This window comes from Nocardia sp. CA-107356 (genome assembly GCF_050946365.1).
Taxonomy (GTDB): Bacteria; Actinomycetota; Actinomycetes; order Mycobacteriales; family Mycobacteriaceae; genus Nocardia.
In genome coordinates, this window is the sequence record NZ_CP191992.1 from 4,123,505 (window position 1) to 4,145,532 (window position 22,028).

Below are 22,028 nucleotides of genomic sequence, written 5' to 3' on the forward strand. Positions count from 1 at the left end.
CACGCAATCAGGTCCCCCGCCCGGGAATGCGCGAAATCGCGGTGCTGGTCGCGACCGGTATGACGAATCGGATGATCGCGACGCAGCTGCGGATCTCGCAATGGACCGTGGTCAACCATGCCCGTCAGGTGATGCTCGAACTGGACTGCCCCGCGCGACTACACGTCGCACTGGTGGTCGAACGCGGATCCGACGCACAGCCGATCGAGGAGCAGCCGACGCCCGTCGGACCGGGTCGACTTCAGCCCGGCCCGTAGGTGAAGACCGCGGTGACCACGAACCAGATCACCCATGCGAAGGTGATGAGCATGCCCGCGGCCAGGGCGATGCGCATGAACGCCCGCCCGAGATCCATATCGCCCGCTTGCCGCGGGTACAGCTTCCACGGGCTGTACCAAGGCGCTTCGATGACCACGGCCGGTGCGTCGGCGTCCTTTTCGGCCCGCGCGAGCTCCTCGGCATAGGCCTCCGCCTGCGCCTGCTGCGGGCCACCGTGCCACAGGGTGATATCGATCGGGCCGAGGAAACCTTCGTTGACCAGATCCTGCGGAGCGGGCAGATACGGCAGGATGCCGAGACTGCGGAAGGCGACCGCAACGTCGTTGGCGGTCCACAGGTGGATGTTCTTCTCGGATTCGGCCAGCGTCTCGAAATAGTGTCGCAGCCGGTCGGGTTCGGTGCCGAGGATCACATCGAAACTCGGATCGCTCCACTCCTGCTTCACCGACAGTTCGGCGCCGCGCAACGCGACGATCAGCGCGACACCGTGTACCGCGCGTTGGCCGAGGCCGCGTGCGGCCAGCCAGTTCTGCAGTGCGAGTGTGTGTTCGCGCGATTTGTCCAGCGGGGTGCGGCGATCGCGGTTCTCCGTGGCAATGGGCTCGCCGGAGATCGTCCACGGACCGCTGAGGGGTACCTCCAGCACGCCGTCCTGGCGCGCCACCAGCGCCTCGGCCTCGATCACCACACAACTGGTAGGGGTCCACACCACGGCGTCGAACTGGTGCAGCCGATCGTTGTGGAACAGACTGCAATTGACCGTGGCGACGCCGTGCGGGCTGGCCGGATCCTTCCAGGTGCGCAGCCAGTCGATCAGCGCCCGCTCGGCATTGGTGCCTGCCGGGTTCTGTACTCGCACGAGCATTCGCGACCGCCCTTCACGTCATCACTCGATGGTGGCAAGAATACGGACAACACGGCCCGGTTCGCCGCGCCTGCGACCAGCGGCGGCGTGTCACTGCGGATGTTCCACGTCGATCTTTCCAGCCCGCACCGCCTCGGCCAATGCGGCATGGTCCGCCTCGGTCCGATCGGCATAGCGGACCGCGAAACGCGCGACGGCGTCCTCGAAAGCCGCATCGCCGTCGAGGTACCCGGCCAGCAGACGCGGATCGAGGGAGCGCGAATGCGCGCGGGCCAGCAGCGCACCGGCCAACCTGCCGTAATCGTCGAGATCCGCCGATGACAGCTCCGTCGGATCGATACTGCCCTTCATATTCCGGAATTGTCGCACTGTGAACGGCAGCGCACCGGTCTCGAAGCGTAGCGTGGTCCACCCGAGCAGGATATCGGTCTCCGACTGAACCAGCCTGGCGCCCTGCACGATTCGTTCCCCCTCGTGCCGCGGCGGCGGTTCCGGCAGGAACGGTCGCAAAGCGGAAGGATTGGCCTGCTTGAGCTGCAACACCAGTGCCTCGCCGTCGTTACCGTGCAGCAGGGCGACATAGCTGTGCAGACCGACACTGCCGGTGCCGACAATGCGAAAGGCGATGTCGGACACCGCGAATCGGGCCAGCAGATTGCGTCGGGACTCGCGCAGAGTGTCGCCGTAGCGTTCGAGCCCATCGATGATCTCCTCGGCGACCTCGGCATCGACGGGCGTGAGAATCGGTGGGTCGGTGACGAATCGGTGCTTGCTGATCCCGGTCTCGTGATCCTCGAGATGTTCGGTCCATTTCTCGACCACTTTGGCGCTGGTGTTCTTGCGGGCCTTCTTCGCGGCCTTCTTGAAGTCGTCGAGCAGATCATCGGCCCTGGCCCGAGTCAGGATCGACTCATCGGGCAGCGCGGTCCAGGATTGCATGAACGATTGGTCGGCGAGATGGTCGATGGCGAGCCGATAGGACCGCGCGGCATCATGGGCGGCTCGCACGCAATCATCTTCCGCCGCACCACCTTCGCGGCCCGCCAGTACCAGGCTGGCGGCCAGCCGCTCCAGATCCCACTCCCACGGACCGACAATGGTTTCGTCGAAATCATTGATGTCCATGACGATTTCGCCGCGCGGCGTGCCGTACAGGCCGAAATTGGCGGCGTGCGCATCACCGCACAGTTGAGCGGACAGCCCGCTGTCCGGGCTACCCGCGAGATCGGCGGCCATCAGACCAGCCGCCCCGCGATAGAAGGTGAACGGCGACGCGACCATCCGGCCCACCCGCAGCGGCACCAGATGCGGCAACCGGCCAGCATTGCTCGCGGCGATGAATTCCAGCACATCCGGTCGCTCGGCGGAGGTCACCGCCCGGTCCCGCGCGGTGACCGGAACCCGCTGCCGCACTGCGCGACCGCGGGCGCGCACCTCCTCGGCCGGGATGTAGGAGCGAAGATCAAACACTGTGTTTATTTTGCCGCGCCTTCGGCGCGGCGGGTTCGCGGCCCCCTTGGTCTCGCGTCCGAGCCGTCGAGACTCGCGCCTTCGGCGCATCGCTTCGACGACTCGGACGCGAGACGGGCCGCGAACGGTCGCTCGTAAGACTCGCTCCGTGGTGGTTGCCGGTGTGCGGATCGTTCGGCACTGGGTGTGTGCTGGTCCAGTGGTCGGGACTCGTGCCTGTGGCGCAGGCGTTTCGACGGCTGGGACGTGAGGTGGGCCGCGAACTTCTCGCTCGTAAGACTTCGCTCCGTGGTGGTTGCTGGTGTGCGGATCGTTCGGCACTGGGTGTGTGCTGGTCCAGTGGTCGGGACTCGTGCCTGTGGCGCAGGCGTTTCGACGGCTGGGACGTGAGGTGGGCCGCGAACTTCTCGCTCGTAAGACTTCGCTCCGTGGTGGTTGCTGGTGTGCGGATCGTTCGGCACTGGGTGTGTGTGCTGGCCCAGTGGTCGAGACTGGTGCCTGTGGCGCATGCGCTTCTATGACTCGGACGTGAGATGGGCCGCGAACGGGTCGCTCGTAAGCCTCGCTCCGGGTGGTCGCCAGTGTGCGGATCGTTCGGCACTGGATGTGCGCCGGTCCAGTGGTCGAGACTCATGCCTGTGGCGCAGGCGTTTCGACGGCTGGGACGTGAGACGGGCCGCGAACTCCTCGCTCGTTGGACTCGCTTCTTTGTTGTCGAGCGGCGTTGGTGTCCTTGCGCTTCAGCACGCCCGACACGGTCAGGTCGCGGGGACGGGGGGATCGACCGGGGTGATCGGCAGCCGCAGGGCGCCGGTGGCCGATCCGGGTACGGTCGGATGCTTCGGGGTGACCGGTGAGATCCGCTGATACGCCGAGCCAAGTTCGGGGCGCGGATCGGCCTCGTTCTTGTTGGGCCAGAACGCCATTGCGCGCTCGGCCTGTGCGGTGATGGTCAGCGACGGATTGACTCCGAGGTTCGCCGTGACCGCAGAACCGTCCGCGACATGCAAACCGGGATATCCGAATACCCGCTGATACGGATCCACCACACCGGCCTCCGGCCCCTCGCCGATCACGCAGCCGCCGATGTAATGCGCGGTGGCCGGGATATTCAGCACGTCCATGATCAGGCCGTGGGTATCGCCGTTCACCTTGGCGCCGAATCGGCGGCCGATATCGTGTGCCAGCGGAATCCAGGTCGGATTCGGTTCCCCGGTGCCCTGTCTGGTTTTCAACTGCCCGCGCCTGCGGTAGGAGGTCAGCGAATTGTCCAGCGACTGCATGACCAGCAGGATCACCGACTTCTCCGAGGCCTGGTGTGCGTTGAGGCTGCGCAGGAACACCAGTGGGTGCACAACGATGGCCAGCAGGAAGCGCAGGAATCGGAACGCCCCGCCGTCCACGATCGGCACCGACATCGGGAACAGTGCGTTCTGCCCCTTGCCGTAATGGCATACCTCGATATGGGTATCGGCCTCCGGATGGATGGAGGAGGTGATTGCGATGCCCTCCGCGAAATCGCTGCGCGAGCGGCTCACCACATTGAGGATCGCCTCGGAGTTGCTGCGGGTCAGTTCACCGAGGCGCGGTGACAGATCCGGCAGCACGGCCTCATCGCGCATCTTGTGCAGGAGCTTCTGGGTGCCGAGCGCCGCACCGGCGAATACCACCTGCTCGGCGGTAAAGGTCTTGCGCTGCTTGCGGATCCAGCGATCCGAGCGCTCGGTCTCGACCGCGTAGCCACCGCCGGACAGCGGCCGCACGGCGGTCGCGGTGGTCAGCGGATGCACCTCGGCCCCGGCCTTTTCGGCCAGGTACAGGTAGTTCGTCGTGGTGGTGTTCTTCGCATTGTTCGGGCAGCCGGTGAAACACTGCGCACAGTGCACACAGCCGCGCCGCCGCGGGCCGGCGCCGCCGAAGTACGGATCCTCGACTTCGGTGCCGGGATCGGCCTCGTTGAAGAACACGCCGACGTTCGTGGGGTGGAAGGTATCGCCGACACCGAGATCCTCGGCGATCGCCTTGATCACCTCGTCGGCCGGTGTCATCCGTGGATTGGGCGCCACCCCCAGCATGCGCTGGGCCTGGTCGTAGTACGGCGCCAGTTCGGCCTTCCAGTCGGTGATATGGGCCCACTGCCTATCGGTGTAGAAGTTCGGCAGCGGCTCGTAGAGGGTATTGCCGTAGATGAGCGAACCACCGCCGACGCCGGCGCCGGAGAAGACCGCGCACTTGCCGAGGACGCTGATCCGCTGCGGTCCGGTCAAACCGAGGCGTGGGGCCCAAATCGATTTGCGCACATTCCAATTCGTCTTCGGAATATCCTCGGCGTTCCAGCGGCGGCCCGCCTCGAGTACCCCGACCCGATAGCCCTTCTCGGTGAGGCGCAGCGCGCTCACACTGCCGCCGAATCCGGAGCCGATCACTACCACGTCGTAGTCGAATGCGGACATGGTCTCCCTCTCTGAGCCGTGCGGCAAGTTGGTCACCAACTGTATGAGATGGTTTCACACTCATTCTGTCACCGACGGGTGTGCGGTGTAAGGCACAGCGTGCCGGTGCGCGAAAGTGATCGCAACCGGCGTGCCCGGATGGCGTGAACCGGGGTCTGTGCGGTATGCACGGGCTTGTGACAACCGAATCGGGGAAAACGGATCCGGGCGAACGCGCCGACTCCGGCACGGGCGACCCGGCCGTAGGCGGTATCTTCGACGACCGCATCTTCACCGTCCCGAATGCCCTGAGCGTGCTGCGACTGGCGGGCGTTCCGCTGTTCCTGTGGTTGCTGCTGGTGGTGCGGGCCGACGGCTGGGCGTTCGCGCTGTTGGTGGCCAGCGGCGTGACCGACTTCCTGGACGGCAAGCTGGCCCGGCTGCTCGACCAGTCGTCGCGGCTGGGTGCGCTGCTCGACCCGTTCGTGGATCGGCTGTACCTGATCACCACGCTGGCCGCATTCGTGATCCGCGGGCTGCTGCCCTGGTGGGTCGCGGTGATCCTGATCGGCCGCGACGCCATCCTCGCGCTGACTCTTTCGGTGTACAAACGCCGCGATCTGGACCCGCCGGAGGTCATCTACCTGGGCAAAGCTGCCACTTTCGCACTGATGTCCGCGCTGCCGTGGCTGCTGGCCGGTCAGATGGATTGGGCGCTGGCAGGTTTCGGCCGTGCCTTCGGTGGGGCATTCCTGGTCTGGGGTACGGCGGTGTATGCGTGGACCGGCGTGCTCTACATCTGGAAGGCTTTCGCCGTCGCGCGAGCGATACCGGCTGTGCCGCACCACAGTGAGTAGCGATTAGAGTTGCGTCGAGTCGACGACGAAAGGACGCCTGTGACCCAGACCCCCGAGGATCTGCGCTACACCGAAGAGCACGAATGGGTGCAGCGGGTCGGCCCGACCCGGGTTCGGGTGGGCATCACCGACTACGCCCAGTCTCAACTCGGTGACGTTGTGTTCGTGCAACTGCCCGACGTTGACAAGGACGTGGCCGCCGCGGACAGTATCGCCGAGGTGGAGTCGACCAAGAGCGTGTCCGATATCTACGCCCCGCTGGCCGCGAAAGTCGTTGCGGTGAACGATGATCTGAGCTCGACGCCGGAAACGCTGAATACCGATCCCTACGGCGCGGGGTGGATCTTCGAGCTCGAATTGAGCGATGAGGCCAGCACGGATGCGGCGCTCGGTGAACTGCTGGATGCTGCGGGTTACCAAGGAGTTATCGGGGGCTGACCAAGCCTTCCCGGTTCTACCTGCACGGGTACGCCCTGGCAGGGTACGGTCAATGCCAACAGATGTGCCGGTGCTTGGCAGCCGGTGTTCTAGCGCCAGGATCCCCAGGTCGTGGCGGTGAAGGCAGCACCTGCTTGCATGGATAATCAGGTTCGAGGAGGAGAGAAACGGTGAGCGAGAACAAAGACCCGGGTTACGGGGAGACCGCGGCCGAGACGACGTCGGTCTTCCGCGCGGATTTCCTGAACGAGGTCGACGCGTCGCGCTCCGCTGAGGCGACCGGCGAACAGCCGGTCCAAGGGGTCGAGGGTCTGCCTGTTGGTGCAGCCCTCTTGGTCGTCAAGCGTGGCCCGAACGCGGGCTCGCGGTTCCTGCTCGATCAGCCGACCACGTCGGCGGGCCGCCATCCCGACAGTGACATCTTTCTCGACGACGTCACCGTCAGCCGTCGGCACGCCGAGTTCCGGCAGGACGACGATTCCTTCCAGGTGGTCGATGTGGGCAGCCTCAACGGCACCTACGTCAACCGGGAGCCGGTGGACTCCTCGGAGTTGCAGAACGGTGACGAGGTACAGATCGGCAAGTTCCGCCTCGTGTTCCTCACCGGACCGCGGGCACAGGTGAACGAGCCATCGGCGGGTGCGGGCAGCCTGTGACGCCTGCGGCACGGATTTGCACGTGTCGGCGGTGTTGACAGGAAAGAACGCTGTGTCATGAAAGACTCGGTGCTATGACGGGCGCGGCGCAGTGGGCTCGCGGAGGCATGTCGATCGGCTCCGTGCTGGACCTGCTGCGGCCGGACTTTCCGGACATCACCATTTCGAAGATCCGCTTCCTCGAGGCCGAGGGGCTGATCAGACCCGAGCGCACACCGTCGGGTTATCGCAGGTTCTCGATCGCGGACTGTGAACGGCTCAGGTTCGTCCTGACCGCACAGCGCGATCAGTACCTGCCCTTGAAGGTGATCAAGGAACAGCTCGAAGCGATCGACAGCGGTGCGGCGACGCTCGGTGTGCGGGAAGCCCGCGCCCGGGCGCACTCCGGCCGCAACGGTGCGCCGGAGTCCGGGCATACCTCGCCGGACTCCGTGCCCACCGCAACACCTGCGGCGCACAGCGCGGCCCGCACCGCGGCGCCGCGCAAACTGGGTGTCGTACCCGGTGAGATCTCGCCCGACGAGCTGCGATTCGATCACGAAATCCGGCTCACCCGCGCGGATCTGCTCGCCCAGGCCGAGATCGACGAGAAGTTCCTCGCCGATCTGATCCGGGCCAATCTGATCACGCCGGGCGCCGCGGGTTTCTTCGATGCGGACGCGGTGACTCTGGCCAAGACCGCCAAGGCGATGGCCGAATTCGGCCTGGAGGCACGGCATTTGCGCGCCTTCAAGCTGGCCGCGGACCGTGAGGCGGCGCTGGTGGCGCAGATCGCGGCCCCGATCGCCAAGAGCCGCGACGCCGGCGCGCGCGCCCGCGCGGAGGAGACGGTGCGCGAACTCGCGGCACTGTCGCTGACGCTGCACACCTGTCTGGTGAAGGCGTCGGTTCGGTCGTCGCTCGGCGGCTGAGATTTCCAGCGGGTTCCGCTTTGCGTTCCAGACGGACAACACGCCGATTTCGGCTGTGCACACGGAATGCTGTGCGCGTCGAGGTTCGCTTAGACTCGTGGTACGGCGAGCTCTGCAGCGGTCATGCCGGGCGGCCGGCGAGTCATTGGGAGGCAGTGCGATGAGTGAGATGCGCGTAATCGGCATTCGTGTCGAGCAGCCACAGAACCAGCCCGTGCTGTTGCTCCGCGAGGCGTCGGGGGACAGGTACTTGCCGATCTGGATCGGGCAGGCCGAGGCGACCGCGATTGTGCTGGAACAAGAGGGGGTGACCCCGATCCGTCCGCTGACCCACGATCTGATCAAGATCCTGATCGCCGACCTCGGGCACACCCTCAAGGAAGTGCGGATCGTCGATCTGCAGGAGGGCACCTTCTACGCGGATCTGGTCTTCGAGAACGACCTGCGGATCTCGGCCCGGCCATCGGATTCGGTAGCGATCGCCTTGCGCGTGGGTTGCCCGATCTATGCCGAGGAACCGGTGCTCGAGGAGGCCGGGCTGGTCATGCCGGACGAGCGCGAGGACGAAGTGGAGAAGTTCAAGGAGTTCCTCGAGTCGGTCTCCCCGGATGACTTCAAGGCCACCGACAGCTGAGCCCGCTGCCGTTGGTCGGTGCACCTTCCGGGTCGGCCGGGAGGGCAGATCGGCGGGTGCGCCATATCGACTGTGCGGCAGATCGCCATGGGTCGAACCAGGTCTCCATCGGGGTTGGGCAGGGCGGGTTCGCGACATGTCGCCGTCGCACCTCAGGAATCTGTCACGGCACACGGCTGTTCGTCCCTTGGCCCGTGTGATCGCCCGCGGTAGTGGTCAATCCGCGTGTGTCGCTGTGGAACTGGGTGCGGTGGCGGACTTTTTTCTAGGGGTGAAGTAGAGGTCGAGAGTTCTACCGCGCGTCGCGTTTGGTCGGATGATGGCGCTCCCGAGAGAATCAAGGGGAGTAATCTCGATAGTTGGACCACGTCCGTTATGGCCGGTCGTTGGTCGTGACGGAGCCGGGTCATTGATGAGGCTAGCGTCGGCGAAGCAAGGGAGTGGTCAGTGGCAGAGCAATCGCAGGATGTGGTACAGCCAGGCCTGTTCCCGGATGATTCGGTGCCCGATGACTTGGTGGGCTACCGCGTCCCCAGCGCATGCCAGGTGGCCGGGATCACCTACCGGCAGCTCGACTACTGGGCGCGCACTGGACTAGTCGTTCCGTCCATCCGTGGGGCAGCGGGCTCGGGCAGTCAGCGGCTGTATTCGTTCAAGGACATTCTGGTCCTGAAGATCGTGAAGCGACTATTGGACGCGGGCATCTCGCTGCAGAACATCCGCATCGCCGTCGACCATCTGCGCAGCCGCGGCGTTCAGGATCTAGCGGGCATCACGCTGTTCTCCGACGGCACCTCGGTGTACGAGTGCACCTCGCCCGAGGAGGTAGTCGATTTACTGCAGGGTGGGCAGGGCGTCTTCGGAATCGCGGTCAGCGGCGCCATGCGGGAACTGACCGGAGCCATCGCCAACTTCCCGGCCGAGCGTGCCGTGAGCGGCAGCGCCAGCGAGCGGCCGGAGGACGAACTGTCCTTCCGTCGTAAGGCCCGGATGAATCGGAAGACCGGCTAGGGATCGACTCGACGAGTGCCCGTCGCTGTGGCGGCGGGCACTCGTCATCTGTGCCGGAGTGATGAGGGCTACACACCCATCCGGGGTCCGGTGGCGTCATTCGTTGCGCGCGCGGCATAAACTAGCGGTGCGTCGCCGCCGTGCGGGAGAGTTCCGAGCTTCACAAGAGTTCGGGCGCCGAAGGAGCAGCACCTCCCCGTCAATCTCTCAGGCAAAAGGGACCGTACGGGCTTCGACGTCTCTGGAAAGTGGTGATTCCGCACAACGCGGAGATTGCCCGCCCATGGGGAAAGGGGTCCCGGCAACTGCGTCGTGACATCCGAATCTCTCAGGCTCCACGACAGAGGGGGAGGGCCGGTATCCGTCGACCGTCGTTGGTCGACCCCGCCCGACCTTGGGAGCCTGTCGTGACTCGATCATTCGCCGACCGCCACATCGGACCCGACCGGGACGAACTCGCCCGGATTCTGGACGTCGTCGGCGTCGGCTCGCTGGACGAGCTCGCCACCGCGGCACTGCCCGCGAGTATTTTGGACGGCTCCGGACTCGAGGTGCTGCCGCCCGCCGCGACCGAGCACGAGGTGCTCGACGAACTGGCCGCGCTCGCCCATTCGAATACCGTCGCCACCTCGATGATCGGGCTCGGTTACTACGACACGTTGACCCCGCCGGTGCTGGTGCGCAGCCTGCTGGAGAATCCGGCCTGGTACACCGCCTATACGCCCTACCAGCCCGAGATCAGCCAGGGGCGACTCGAGGCACTGCTCAACTTCCAGACGATGGTGTCGGATCTGACGGGGATGGAGGTGGCCAACGCATCCATGCTGGACGAGGCCACCGCCGCTGCCGAGGCGATGACGCTGCTGCGTCGGGCGGGCAAGTCCAAGTCCGCGCGGCTGCTGATCTCCGACGATCTGTTCCCACAGACCAAGACCGTGCTCCACACTCGGGCCGAGCCGCTGGGAATCGAGATCGTCGAGGCGGACCTGTCCAGCGGCGAACTGCCCGATGGTGAGTACTTCGGTGTGCTGGTCCAGGTTCCGGGTGCGTCGGGCCGGATCGTCGACTGGCGGCCGATGATCGAGGCGGCGCACGAGCGGGGCGCGTTGGTCGCGGTCGGCGCGGATCTGCTTGCGCTGACGCTGATCACGCCGCCGGGTGAGCAGGGTGCGGACGTATGCTTCGGCACCACACAGCGTTTCGGTGTGCCGATGGGCTTCGGTGGTCCGCACGCCGGATATCTGTCGGTGCATGCCGGGCATGCGCGTCAGTTGCCCGGGCGACTCGTCGGCGTCTCCGTGGACGCCGATGGCACCAAGGCGTACCGACTCGCATTGCAGACCCGCGAGCAACATATTCGCCGCGAAAAGGCGACCTCCAATATCTGTACGGCACAGGTGCTCTTGGCGATTGTGGCCGCGATGTACGCGAGCTACCACGGACCCGACGGGCTGCGTGAGATCGCCCGGCGCGTGCACCGGCGGACGGCGGCCATCGCGGCCGGACTCGATGGTGCGGTCGTGCACGACAATTACTTCGATACGCTGCTGGTGCGGGTGCCCGGCGGTGCGGAAGCCGTTGTGGCGAAGGCGAAGTCGAGCGGTATCAATCTGCGGTTAGTCGACGCGGATCACGTCGGTGTCGCCTGTGACGAGGCGACGACCGAGACGCATGTCGCCGCCGTGCTCGAATCCTTCGGCACCGCACTGTCTTCTGAGCTGAGCGCGCCTGCGACGGCGTTCTCCATCGAGACCCGCACGTCGGAATTCCTGACCCATCCGGCATTCACCAGCTACCACACCGAAACCGCGATGCTGCGCTACCTGCGGCGGTTGTCCGATAAGGACATCGCCCTCGACCGCAGCATGATTCCGCTGGGCTCCTGCACCATGAAGCTCAACGCGACCGCGGAGATGGAGGCCATCACCTGGCCCGGCTTCGCCCGCGTACATCCGTACGCGCCGGTCGAGGATGCGCCAGGCTTGCTGAAGGTGATCACCGATCTGGAGAACTGGCTGTCGGCGATCACCGGCTACGACTCGGTGAGCCTGCAGCCGAATGCGGGCAGCCAGGGCGAATACGCCGGGTTGGTGGCGATCCGCCGCTACCACCTCGATCGTGGTGACGCGCACCGCGATACCTGCCTCATTCCCTCCAGCGCGCACGGCACCAACGCCGCCTCGGCGACCATGGCCGGTATGCGGGTGGAGGTCGTGAAGTGCCGCGCGAACGGTGACGTGGATCTGGACGATCTGCGCGCCAAGATCGCCGATCACGCGGAGCGGCTGGCCTGCATCATGATCACCTACCCGTCGACGCACGGCGTATACGAGCACGAGGTCGCCGAACTGTGCGCGCTGGTGCACGACGCCGGTGGCCAGGTGTACGTCGACGGTGCGAACCTGAACGCGCTCGTCGGCCTCGCCCGTCCCGGTCGCTTCGGTGGTGACGTCAGCCATCTGAATCTGCACAAGACCTTCTGTATTCCGCACGGCGGCGGCGGTCCCGGTGTCGGGCCGGTCGCGGTTCGTTCGCATCTGGCCGAGTACCTGCCGGGGGATCCACTGGAGTCGGATTCGCACGCGGTGTCGGCGGCCCGCTACGGTTCGGCCTCGATTCTGCCGATCACCTGGGCCTACATCCGGATGATGGGTGCGGATGGTCTGCGCAAGGCAACCCTGACCGCCATCGCGTCGGCGAACTACATCGCCCGACGGGTGAACGAGCACTTCCCGGTGCTCTACACCGGCGAGAATTCGATGGTCGCACACGAGTGCATCCTCGACCTGCGCGATATCACCAAGCAGACCGGTGTCACCGTCGATGATGTGGCAAAGCGCCTGGCGGACTATGGATTCCACGCACCGACCATGAGCTTCCCGGTCGCTGGCACGCTGATGGTGGAGCCCACCGAGAGCGAAAACCTCGCGGAGCTCGACGAATTCATCCTCGCGATGATCGCGATCCGGGCCGAGATCGACCAGGTCGCCGCGGGCGTATGGCCGGTGGAGGACAACCCGCTGCGTGGCGCGCCGCATACTGCGGCCTGTCTGGTCGGGGAGTGGGACCATCCGTACAGCCGCGAGATCGCGGTGTACCCGCAGGGATTGGCTGCCGACCGGGCCAAGGTATGGCCCGCCGTGCGGCGCATCGACGGCGCCTACGGTGACCGCAATCTGGTCTGCTCCTGCCCGCCGCTCGACGCGTACTGACGGCTACCGAGCCGCACCTCGACCCCGTTGTAGGTGCGGCTCGATAACCGCTCTTATTGCGCGGCAACCACTTTGCCGTAGCTGTTGACCAGATCGGGCCAGCCGCCCTCGCTTTGGACGCTGTCCCGCATGGATTCCCAACCCGTGCCATGGTTTTCGAAGCCGGAGTGCACCAGCGTCACCGCGGTACGCTCGGGCGTCACTGCCTCGAACGTGACATCGACGCGGCTGGCGCGATCCGGATTCGTGTCGTGCTGCCAGTCCAGGCCGATCTCCCAGGAGAACGCGAAATGGCGCGGTCGATCCCAGACGAGCACTGTGCCCCAAGGGCATTCGGTGCCATCGGCTTCCCTGCCGAAGCACCGTCCACCCGCACGCGGTTCGATGACCTCTTGCGCGAGCTCGCCCTTGCCGATGTGATGCGCGCGCGGCCACCAACTATCGATTCCAGTGGTGAACACGTCGTAGGCCCGATCGATCGGCGCATCGACGACGAGTTCGACCCGAACTTCCTTATCGCTCAACTGCTGTGTCATGGCTTCTCCTCTCTCGAGGCGTCAGCTGCCTGCCTGTTCACCTCGTCCTGAAAGGCCGACATCGCCGTCGACCAGAACTGCGTGAAGTACACCCGAAGCCCGTCGATCCCCTGCGGATTCAGCCGATACACCCGCCTGGTCCCCACCGCCTGGTCGACCACCAGCCCCGCCTCCTTCAGCACCTTCAGATGCTGAGAAACCGCAGGCCGACTGACCGGCAGCTCATCGGCCAACTCGCCAACCGCACACGGCCCCTTCCCGAGCCGCTCGAAGATCGCCCGCCGCGTGGGATCCCCCAGCGCGTCCAACGCGGCATTTCGGTAAGCCTTCACGAACCGTAAGTTTAGACTTACGGGTAGTCGTTGTCCATGGGTTGGTCGGTTCCGCACGTCTCGGTGCACCGGAGGAAATGATGGCTTCTGCCGGTTTGAAGGGGCTGATCGATTGGGGTTATCAGCTCGGTGGGAGGCTGCCGGGCGAATGGGCAACAGCGCATCCGTTCGGCTTGTCGAAGCAGGTCCGTCACGGATTCATCGGCGGAGTTGTGACGATTCAAGTCCTGACCCGGGCTGCTGCCGGCCAGCCGACGTGGTCCGCTGGGCAGCGCATCCGGACCGCAGCTTGGGGTGGAGATTCGCGCATGCAGACTGCGCGCGAATACGACGTCGGGCTGGATCTCGACACTGTACCGGCATGGCTCGATGATTCTGCGGCGTGCGATTGCGAGGCCGGGATGTCAGCGCGGGATCGCGGGATCGTCGTCTGTAGGACGGTGCAGGTCATCCATGTCGAGGGCATGGTCGTGCCCGACCTGCATCCGGGGATGCCGATGGTTGCGGCGAGTGGTCGGGCGCGTGATGTTGCTGTGGGGCAGCAGGTTCGGCTGGTCTGCGCGGCCGTTCCATCGTTCCAGCCGGAATCTGAGCCGCCCCACAAGGGATTACGCCGGGTCCGGCGCGGCCTCGGGTTCGAGTTCCGGGATCTCGCTGAGGGCTTCGATTCCCAGTTCCGAGCGCGTTGCGTCGATGACGGCGCGCTCATCTTGGACAGTGTTGGCAATTGCCTTGTGCCACAGTGCGCGGATCGCGTTGACGTCGTCCATGGTTGCTTCGTGGTCGAGTTCGACCTTGAGGCGTTGCACGGTGATGCTCTCGGCTGCGGTGAGGGTGCGGAGGAGATCTTCGCAGCGGTGCGGGATCTTGGGGTTCGACAGGACGCGGAGTCGGGTGATGTAGCCGTTGCATGCGGAGATGCTCTGATGTAATTCCTTGCCGAAACTGTCCACCTCCTCGACGGATTCAGCCTTCCAATCGAGGGTGTCCCACAGGGTTTGGCGGACGTCTGCGGCGGAGAGCAGTACCGAGGAGATTGCGGTCAGAACCGATTCGCGTCGCCACTTGTCCTGTTCGCGGCGCTCCGCGGCGGCGTTGGCGTTGTCGATATTACGTTGCGCGGCGGCATTGGTCGTCTCGATATTGCGCTGTGCGGCATCGAGTGTGGTCCGGTTGCGCTCGTCGGCCGCGGTGATCGCGTTGCGGTTCGTCCGGTTGTTGATCAGGACGCCGATGAGCGCCGCGGCCGCGACGATGAGCGAGCTGAGAAGCGGAAGCCAGGAAGTCACCGGGTCATCATTGCATTGCGGGGTGCTCCGCTGTGCCCCGATCGGCCGTCAGATCGCGCCCGCACGCGCAGCGGCCAGTGCGGCATCGGCCGCGCGGAGGGTGTCTTGCGTGGTCACCGGTTCGTGCGTGATGAACAGGCGGTAGTAGATCGGCGCCACGGCGAAGCGAATAACCTCCTCGATATCGACGGTGTCGGGGAGGTCGCCGCGGGCGACCGCGCGGCGAACGACCTCGGCGGACTGCGCGTGCCGGGCTGCGTAGAAGCGCCGGAGGGCTTCGGCCGCGGCGGAATTCTGTACTGCCGCAGCGATAAACGCACTCGCGACGGGTCCCGCGTCGGGGTCGGCGAACCCGGTGCGCACCAGATCGGTTATGCCGCGCAGGTCGTCGTCGAGTGAGCCGGTATCGGGAATCGGCCACGGTTCGCTCTCCGCGAGTTCGAGGGCGTCGGCGATGAGTCCCTCGGGGCTGCCCCAGCGGCGGTACACGGTGGTCTTGTGCACACCGGAGCGTTGCGCGACGTTATCGACGGTCAGGCCCTGATAGCCGCGCAAGGTCAGCTCGGCCAGGGTGGCCTGGCGCACTGCGTCACGGACGCGGGCGCTGCGTCCGCCGGGGCGTTTCTGCGTCTCCAAAGACAACTCCTGTTGCATTAGTTAGGTCGGCTTGTTAGCTTAAAGCTACACAAGTAGCGATTGGAGAGCCATCTGACCACCCAACTGACCCTGCGGGACATGTCGAAGTCCTACCGACACCGAGTCGTGCTCGAATGCGTCACGTTGTCCATCCGGCCCGGTGAGCGGGCAGGCATAGTCGGCGAAAACGGCTGCGGCAAGTCGACTTTGCTGCGGATCCTGGCAGGTATCGAGAGCTTCGATGACGGTGAGCGCACGGTGCGTGCGGCCGGCGGCATCGGACATTTGGCGCAAACGGTGCCCGGCCGCACTGTTGGCGAGGCCATCGATCTCGCGTTGGCCGAGTTGCGTGAGCTGGAGCGGCGGCTGCAACGGGCAGCGGAGGCCGAGGATATGGCCGCATACGGCGAGTTGCTCACGGCGTTCGAGGCGCGCGGCGGGTACGACGCCGACACCCGAGTCGACAAGTCGATGCACGGTCTCGGACTGGCGCACATCGAGCGCGAGCGTCCGTTGCCGAGTTTGTCGGGTGGTGAGCAGGCCCGGCTCGGGCTGGCCTGTCTGCTAGCTGCCTCGCCCGAGGTGTTGCTGCTGGACGAGCCGACCAATCACCTGGATGCGGCGGCCATGATCTGGCTGGAGGAGCGGTTGCGGACACATTCGGGGACGGTGGTTGTGGTTTCCCATGACCGGACGTTCCTGGATCGGGTGGCGACCGCGATCGTGGAGGTCGAGGACGGCGGAATCACCCGATTCGGTGGCGGCTACAGCGGTTTCCTCGCTGAGAAGGCCGCAGCGCGGGCACGCTGGGAGCAGGCGTACGCCGAATTTCAGGACGAGATCGCGCGACTCGAGGAGTTCGCGAGCACGACGGCGCATCGGGTCGCGGCGGGGCGGGCGATGAAGGACAACAACAAGATGGCCTACGACCGCAATGCCGGTCGGGTGCAAAATTCGGTCGCTTCGCGGGTTCGGCAGACAGCGGAACGGCTGCGCAGGCTCCGGGCGGATCCGGTGCGGCGGCCGCCGGAGCCGTTGCGGTTTCGCGGAAGGTTCGGGCCGGGACGGGCAGCATCGTTCGAGCTCGGTGCCCTGACGCTCGGTCCGCGGGATCGGGTGCTGATCCACGGGCCGAACGGTGCTGGCAAATCGACGCTGTTGGACAAGATCTACGACAGTGCACGTGGACGTGTCGGATATCTGCGCCAGGACGTGGTTTTCGACCCGGAGTCGACGGTGGCCGAGACCTATGGGCACGGGCGGGAGGCGCTGATGTCGACCGGGTTGTTCCATCGGGACGTGCTCGATGTCGCGGTGGGTGCACTATCGGAGGGGCAGCGGCGCAGGCTGGCGCTGGCCGAACTGTTGGCGGGGGAGTACGACCTGCTGCTGCTCGACGAGCCGACCAACCACCTGTCGCTGACGTTGGTCGAGGAACTGGAAGCCGCGCTGCGCGATTACGCCGGAGCGCTGGTCATCGTGACGCACGATCGGGCGCTGCGGGCCCGGTTCAAGGGAATGCAGATCGGAGTGGACGAGATTGATTGAGCTTTCCGGCGCGCCCTACGGGCTGACGACCGGCCCGGATGGTGCAGTTTGGTTCACGTTGGTATCGAAGGGTGCGATCGGGCGTTGTGCCGCGGGCGAAGTCGAGACCATCCAGCTCGACCCGGCCGACGGACAGCCGACCGTGATCGTTGCGGGACCGGATGATGCCCTGTGGCTCACGGAGTTTCGTGGCAATCGGATCGGACGGATCACGCCGACCGGCGAAACCAGCGCATTCGAAGCGGATTCGCCGTACGGCATCACCACCGGCCCGGATGGCGCGATGTGGTACACGGAATTGCAGGCGAACCGGATCGGCCGCCGCGCCATGAACGGCGAGGTGAGGACCTACCCGGTCGAAGGCATGCCCTCCATGATCACCTCCGGCCCGGACGCAGCCCTGTGGTTCACCTTGAACCAGGGCAATGCGATCGGTCGGATCACCATCGCGGGCACCCGCACCGTCCACCCGCTGCCCACCGAAGGCGCTATGCCCGTTGGTATTACAGCCGGTCCCGACGGCGCCCTCTGGTTCGTGGAGATCGCCGCGGGTCAAATCGGCCGGATCACGCCCGACGGCAAGATCGACGAGTACCCCCTACCCGACCGTACGGCCCGACCACACGCCATCATCACCGGACCCGATGGCGCCCTGTGGTTTACCGAATGGGCGGCCAACCGCCTCGGGCGGATCACCACGACCGGTGAGATCACCGAGCAGGAGCTCCCGGGTGCCGAGCCGCACGGACTCACCGTGGGGCCAGACGGCGCGATCTGGGTGGCAATGGAATCCGGTGCACTGGTGCGGGTGCGGACCAGTTGAGCCCTCACGGCGTCGTCAGTGCGTGGACCATCGCGGTCCCGAAGCTGATGTCGTCCGAGGTCGCGAGGCGGGTGTAGGTGCCTCCGGTGCGTTGGGCGGCGGTTTGCAGGGTTTCGGTCCCGCTGCCGCCGATGACGATCACATCGAGGCGGACCGGGTGGGCGGGGTCGATGGCTGCGGTCAGGTCGGTGAGCAGTTTGGCTCCGGTGGTGGTGGAGTCGTCGTCGGGGCCGTCGGTGATCAGCAGGACCGAATTCGTGCGCCCGGCGGTGTACCCCTGGACGGCGGCGCGGTAGGCAGCCAGCAGTGCCGGGTAGGCCTGGTCGGTGCGAGAATCGGTGGGCTTCACCGTATCCAGAGCCGTATCGAGTGCGGTGCGCTGTTCGGTGCTCAAGGCCGCGGTGTGGGTTTGGATCTTGTACGGCTTGGTCCCGTCGAGATCCTTGCCGAAGGTCCAGATGCCGAGCCCGAAGTCCGGCGGCATCACGTTCATCGTAGAGCGAAGGGCGCCAAGGACATTCGAGAGCCGGGTAGCGGATCCGTCGGTATTGCCCATCGAGGACGAGACATCGAGCAGCACCGTAGCCTGCACTCCGAGAACAGGATTGGCGAGGGTGGTGCGCACCTTGTCCAGTGCGGTCCGCGACGGCGCGGGTGCGGCGGCTGCCGGTGCGGGGGCGAATCCGGCAGCGGTGAATGCCGCGGACTGTTGGGGCGCGCGCAGGTAGTCGGCGAAGATCGACGCGATCAGATTCTGCGTCTTGTCCACCCAGGCTCCCGACATCAGCGCGGCCGGGTGATCGGCGACCGGTGCGGTCCCCGCGGGCCGGAACTCGGATGTACCGCCGAGTGCTTTCAATTGCTGCTCAGTTGCGGCCACCGCATGGATGGTTGAACTCGCGCCACCGAGAACGGCCAGTGCGGCAGCGGTATCCGCCGCCTGCGGCGCCTTGGCGGCAAGCCCGGAGATCGCGGCGACAACCTGACCGGATTGCGCGACCTCGTCGCTGAGCGGATCGGTGCCCGACACCGCGGAGCCGACCGCGGCCGCAGCGGCAACTGTCGCGTCACCGGATGGCAGCGCCATCCGCAGTCCGCCCCAGCCCGAGAGGCCCAGCTCGTCGAGCGAACCCTGTTGTAGTCGTGGCAGATCCGCCCAAGTGATCTTGGCCTGTTCGAGTGCGTTGCGCAGTTCCTCGGGAACGGCGACCACGATCGAACTCAGCGCGACGGGCGCCGGAGTGCCCTCGATAAGGCCGGGCACGCGCATGGATTCGATGGAGCGCATCGAATCGGCGACCCATAGCCCAGGCTGCGGCCCGAGCGCGCCGTTCCACGACGTGCCAGCCGTGAATCCCTCGACGATCGCCGCGGACGGCCGGGCGGTAACCACCACCTTCGCGCAGTGATCGCGCACCTTCGGGTTGGTCGCGTTGTATCCCTCGGCCGCGGCGCGCACCGGGTCGGCGATTTCTGGATCGACGGTGACGAACAGTGTCGACGGCCCGTCCTTGCACTCGGCCGCGGCCGACTTGTCGCGATTCGCCGCGCGATCGCTGAGTTGCAGGAATGCGAAGACCGCCGCGACGAGCAGCAAAACGGCAATCACTGCGATAACCGGACCTTTGCTGACGCCCCGGGACCTGGTTCCGCTGCGATGTGTGCCCACGACCTTCAGTGTATGTTCACGCCAGATTTGCCGTACCGGTGCGCCCGGTGCGGCGCACCGGCACGGCGTGGCGGGGCCATGGCAACTAGGGCCGGATCATCCGTCCGCGATCGAACTCGTGTCCGCCCCACACCCCGGACTGTCCGGTGCGCCCGGCGAATTCACCGCAGGCATCCCGAATCGGACAGCTCGCGCAGACCCCGCGCGCGTATGCGAAGTCCTGCGACGGGTACGGGAACCACGCCTCGTGGTTCGGGTCGCCGCGGCAGGCCGCCCGATGCCACTCCCGAGAATCCGAGAGCGGGAGCAGGTCGGTCAGATCGACAACCGCGTCGATCTCCAATTCGACGGTCATTTCGAGCCTTCTCCTTTCGCTCTCGGCTCAGGTGGCGGCCAACTGCTTCCAGATCCGCTGCTGGCGCGCGGCCATATCGTTGGGCGCCTTGGGTTCCCACAGCAACCGCATGCCCGCCTCCTCCGGTGTGCGGTCGGCCTTGGCCGAGTTGCACGGCGCGCAGGCGGCGATCAAGTTGTTCCAGGTGTTCGGACCACCCCGGCTGCGCGGCCGGATGTGGTCGACGGTGCGTGCCCGGGACGCGCAGTACCCGCACCGGTGGCTGTCCCGGCGCAGGACACCGGCCAGGGTCGCGCGGCTGCCGTCGTGTACCCGCGTCACGTGGTCGAGGTACACATACCGCAGCAACCGGATCGTCTCCGGCAGCGCGAGCTCGAGGTGCTTGGACCGAATCGGGAGATGCGGCTCGCGATCCGCGATCGATTCCGCGGCGCCGCCCATGAGCAGCACGACGGCCCGTTCGGCGCTGATCTCGGTGAGCGCCTCGTAGCTGGCGTTGAGCACCAGTACTCGGGTGTGTATCCAGTTGTCGACAGTCAACACCACCGAATCGGTGGCACGGTGGAACGTCATGGGAATCACCATGTTTCGGGAGAGCGAGCGAATCGGAGAAGGCGGCGGTCGGTCAGTTGCCGGCCGGGAGGCGGCGGGTTACCTGCTCGACGTGCGCGTCACACCGACGCTGGCTCGATACGACAATGGTCACGGCCGCCTCCTCCTTTCCGAAGCTCTTCGATCACCGCGGTATCCGGTGATCATCATCGAAATCCATGGTGGCACAGCGGGCCCACCGCTGGCGACGGGTTTTTCAGGCCAGGCCGACCAGCCACTGCCGCAGCCACGAGGTGGCGGTCGCCCCGCTGGAATCCACGACGTAGACGGGGTAGTTCTGGTGCACGAACGAGTGATAGAAACGCTCGAATTCCTGTTTGCGCTCGTTCATCTCCGGATCGGCGAGCTGGTTCTGGATGAGCGGGACCACCCCGGTCGCCGTCAGGTCGTCGATGATTGCGAACGCCTCCTGCTGATAGCGCCACAGCTGCGCCGGATCGGGGTCGGAGGCCTGGGCCAGGAATCCGGCGAATCGGGTGGCGAAGTCGGTGGGCGGCGCGGCGCAGTAGAGGTCACCGACGGCACAGATGGTCCTGGTCTGCTGGCTGAGGAGGCCGAAGCCGCCGATGCGCGGGCCGCCCGCACCGGCCCCCTGCACCGGCGGACCGACGAGTGCATCGGTGGGGGAGCGGCGCGGATCGGAGATGAGGCCGACCGCGGCAATGCGCTCGGGCGGGACCGGACTCGACCCGGTGCCGATTTCGGCGGCGAGATCGCCTGCCGCGTCGGCGCCCTGGCTGTACCCGATCAATGCGATCTTCGTCGCGTCGCATTGCTGGGCCATCGTCATGACGAGGCCGCGGGCATTATCGATGGCCTGTTTCTTCGAGCGCCCGTAAACATCGGTCTCCCAGGGGAATGCGGTCGCCGCGTAGGTCACATAGTCGGTGCGAGTATTCGTCGGCAGGTTATCGGTGACGCTCGCGAGCATGCCCTCGCTGGGGTTGGCATCGGAGGTCTCCCATGTGCCGGGTATCGCCACGACGTAGAGGTCGGGGCATTCGGGCGCGGCCGGGGCCGTGGCCGCACCCGCACCCGCACCCGCACCGCCGATGGCGCCCGCCGCACCCACCATGACTGTTCCCGCCACGGCGCCGATCATCTTGCGCATGAGCATGGTCCACACCTCGGTGTTGCTGGGTCCGAAGCGGCCAAGGGCCGTACGCGAACGCCTGCCGTCGCGTCGGAGACAACCGTACGGTCTGAGCAGGGGTAATGCGAGAACATGCCATCACAAAGGACGGGCGTTTTTCGCCGATCGCGCCGATGCTGGATGTTTGCCCGCTGTGGCGGCGAGCTTCGCGCCGGGTATTTCCCGGGAGATGAAGGAGCCGCGGGCGAGGGTGCGCGGCTCCTTCATCGTGGACTAGGCGGCGTCGGTCGCCGAGTCCACGATTGTGGCGGTGACAGACACCGAATGATCCCTCCCGCGCATCATCGTATGAGCATCCATTGAACCCCCT

General features: G+C 66.0%; 21 protein-coding genes and 1 riboswitch. Of the genes, 10 read left to right on the top strand and 11 right to left on the bottom strand.

The window, feature by feature from the left end; all coding sequences use genetic code 11:
- Positions 1 to 26 precede the first annotated feature (26 nt).
- A complete protein-coding gene (locus ACQP1G_RS18435; protein WP_433205669.1) occupies positions 27 to 257 on the top strand; it encodes a LuxR C-terminal-related transcriptional regulator in 231 nt (76 codons plus the stop codon).
- On the opposite strand, the gene ACQP1G_RS18440 is transcribed toward ACQP1G_RS18435, so the two are convergent.
- From ACQP1G_RS18440 to ACQP1G_RS18450, 3 genes are all read right to left on the bottom strand, one after another.
- A complete protein-coding gene (locus tag ACQP1G_RS18440) occupies positions 242 to 1,144 on the bottom strand; it encodes a nuclease-related domain-containing protein (RefSeq protein ID WP_433205672.1) in 903 nt (300 codons plus the stop codon). The two genes, ACQP1G_RS18435 and ACQP1G_RS18440, sit on opposite strands and share 16 nt — an antisense overlap.
- 90 nt (positions 1,145 to 1,234) lie before the next feature.
- A complete protein-coding gene (locus ACQP1G_RS18445; protein WP_433205675.1) occupies positions 1,235 to 2,614 on the bottom strand; it encodes a DUF2252 domain-containing protein in 1,380 nt (459 codons plus the stop codon).
- A gap of 758 nt (positions 2,615 to 3,372) precedes the next feature.
- Positions 3,373 to 5,067, bottom strand: a complete 1,695-nt coding sequence (locus tag ACQP1G_RS18450) for a GMC oxidoreductase (RefSeq protein ID WP_433205678.1) — start codon at positions 5,065 to 5,067, stop codon at positions 3,373 to 3,375.
- Positions 5,068 to 5,243: 176 nt separating this feature from the next.
- Between ACQP1G_RS18450 and ACQP1G_RS18455 the strand changes: the two genes are divergently transcribed.
- The 7 genes from ACQP1G_RS18455 to gcvP all read left to right on the top strand — a co-directional run bounded on the left by ACQP1G_RS18455 (position 5,244) and on the right by gcvP (position 12,765).
- The gene (locus ACQP1G_RS18455) at positions 5,244 to 5,903 is read left to right on the top strand and encodes a CDP-alcohol phosphatidyltransferase family protein (RefSeq protein ID WP_433205681.1); all 660 of its coding nucleotides are present in this window, start codon (positions 5,244 to 5,246) and stop codon (positions 5,901 to 5,903) included.
- A 39-nt stretch (positions 5,904 to 5,942) separates the two neighbouring features.
- Positions 5,943 to 6,341 carry a glycine cleavage system protein GcvH gene (gene gcvH / locus ACQP1G_RS18460; protein WP_433205684.1) on the top strand — a complete coding sequence of 133 codons (399 nt, stop codon included), beginning with the start codon at positions 5,943 to 5,945 and terminating at the stop codon, positions 6,339 to 6,341.
- A 170-nt stretch (positions 6,342 to 6,511) separates the two neighbouring features.
- A complete protein-coding gene (odhI, locus tag ACQP1G_RS18465) occupies positions 6,512 to 6,997 on the top strand; it encodes an oxoglutarate dehydrogenase inhibitor Odhl (RefSeq protein WP_330254658.1) in 486 nt (161 codons plus the stop codon).
- 74 nt (positions 6,998 to 7,071) lie between these two features.
- Entirely contained in the window at positions 7,072 to 7,908 is an 837-nt protein-coding gene (gene ftsR / locus ACQP1G_RS18470) for a transcriptional regulator FtsR (protein ID WP_433205687.1), read from the top strand.
- A gap of 160 nt (positions 7,909 to 8,068) precedes the next feature.
- Positions 8,069 to 8,542 (top strand): bifunctional nuclease family protein, encoded by a 474-nt coding sequence (locus ACQP1G_RS18475; protein ID WP_040689884.1) that lies wholly within the window; start codon positions 8,069 to 8,071, stop codon positions 8,540 to 8,542.
- Between the two features lie 447 nt (positions 8,543 to 8,989).
- Complete coding sequence (locus ACQP1G_RS18480; RefSeq protein ID WP_364381510.1) at positions 8,990 to 9,553, top strand: MerR family transcriptional regulator; 564 nt, start codon at positions 8,990 to 8,992, stop codon at positions 9,551 to 9,553.
- Between the two features lie 133 nt (positions 9,554 to 9,686).
- Positions 9,687 to 9,787, top strand: a riboswitch (glycine riboswitch).
- A gap of 173 nt (positions 9,788 to 9,960) precedes the next feature.
- Positions 9,961 to 12,765: an aminomethyl-transferring glycine dehydrogenase gene (gene gcvP, locus ACQP1G_RS18485; RefSeq protein WP_433205690.1), complete on the top strand. Its 2,805-nt coding sequence runs from the start codon at positions 9,961 to 9,963 to the stop codon at positions 12,763 to 12,765.
- A gap of 53 nt (positions 12,766 to 12,818) precedes the next feature.
- On the opposite strand, the gene ACQP1G_RS18490 is transcribed toward gcvP, so the two are convergent.
- From ACQP1G_RS18490 to ACQP1G_RS18505, 4 genes are all read right to left on the bottom strand, one after another.
- Positions 12,819 to 13,301: an SRPBCC family protein gene (locus ACQP1G_RS18490; protein ID WP_433205693.1), complete on the bottom strand. Its 483-nt coding sequence runs from the start codon at positions 13,299 to 13,301 to the stop codon at positions 12,819 to 12,821.
- Positions 13,298 to 13,633, bottom strand: a complete 336-nt coding sequence (locus ACQP1G_RS18495) for an ArsR/SmtB family transcription factor (RefSeq protein WP_433205696.1) — start codon at positions 13,631 to 13,633, stop codon at positions 13,298 to 13,300. The genes ACQP1G_RS18490 and ACQP1G_RS18495 overlap by 4 nt, the downstream gene beginning before the upstream one ends.
- A 608-nt stretch (positions 13,634 to 14,241) precedes the next feature.
- Positions 14,242 to 14,922, bottom strand: coding sequence for a hypothetical protein (locus ACQP1G_RS18500; protein ID WP_433205699.1), 681 nt, complete (start codon positions 14,920 to 14,922; stop codon positions 14,242 to 14,244).
- 48 nt (positions 14,923 to 14,970) lie between these two features.
- Complete coding sequence (locus ACQP1G_RS18505; protein WP_433205702.1) at positions 14,971 to 15,558, bottom strand: TetR/AcrR family transcriptional regulator; 588 nt, start codon at positions 15,556 to 15,558, stop codon at positions 14,971 to 14,973.
- 60 nt (positions 15,559 to 15,618) lie between these two features.
- On the opposite strand from ACQP1G_RS18505, the gene ACQP1G_RS18510 reads away from it, so the two are divergent.
- Together ACQP1G_RS18510 and ACQP1G_RS18515 are read left to right on the top strand one after the other, a co-directional pair.
- The gene (locus tag ACQP1G_RS18510) at positions 15,619 to 17,106 is read left to right on the top strand and encodes an ABC-F family ATP-binding cassette domain-containing protein (RefSeq protein ID WP_433205705.1); all 1,488 of its coding nucleotides are present in this window, start codon (positions 15,619 to 15,621) and stop codon (positions 17,104 to 17,106) included.
- A complete protein-coding gene (locus tag ACQP1G_RS18515; RefSeq protein ID WP_433205708.1) occupies positions 17,099 to 17,929 on the top strand; it encodes a Vgb family protein in 831 nt (276 codons plus the stop codon). The genes ACQP1G_RS18510 and ACQP1G_RS18515 overlap by 8 nt, the downstream gene beginning before the upstream one ends.
- Positions 17,930 to 17,933: 4 nt before the next feature.
- On the opposite strand, the gene ACQP1G_RS18520 is transcribed toward ACQP1G_RS18515, so the two are convergent.
- The 4 genes from ACQP1G_RS18520 to ACQP1G_RS18535 all read right to left on the bottom strand — a co-directional run bounded on the left by ACQP1G_RS18520 (position 17,934) and on the right by ACQP1G_RS18535 (position 21,682).
- On the bottom strand, positions 17,934 to 19,538 hold the full coding sequence (locus ACQP1G_RS18520; protein WP_433205711.1) for a VWA domain-containing protein: 1,605 nt from the start codon (positions 19,536 to 19,538) through the stop codon (positions 17,934 to 17,936).
- Between the two features lie 145 nt (positions 19,539 to 19,683).
- A complete protein-coding gene (locus ACQP1G_RS18525; RefSeq protein ID WP_433205714.1) occupies positions 19,684 to 19,953 on the bottom strand; it encodes a WhiB family transcriptional regulator in 270 nt (89 codons plus the stop codon).
- A 27-nt stretch (positions 19,954 to 19,980) separates the two neighbouring features.
- Positions 19,981 to 20,526, bottom strand: a complete 546-nt coding sequence (locus tag ACQP1G_RS18530) for an HNH endonuclease (RefSeq protein WP_433205717.1) — start codon at positions 20,524 to 20,526, stop codon at positions 19,981 to 19,983.
- A 235-nt stretch (positions 20,527 to 20,761) separates the two neighbouring features.
- Positions 20,762 to 21,682, bottom strand: coding sequence for a cutinase family protein (locus ACQP1G_RS18535; RefSeq protein ID WP_433205720.1), 921 nt, complete (start codon positions 21,680 to 21,682; stop codon positions 20,762 to 20,764).
- Positions 21,683 to 22,028: the final 346 nt, after the last annotated feature.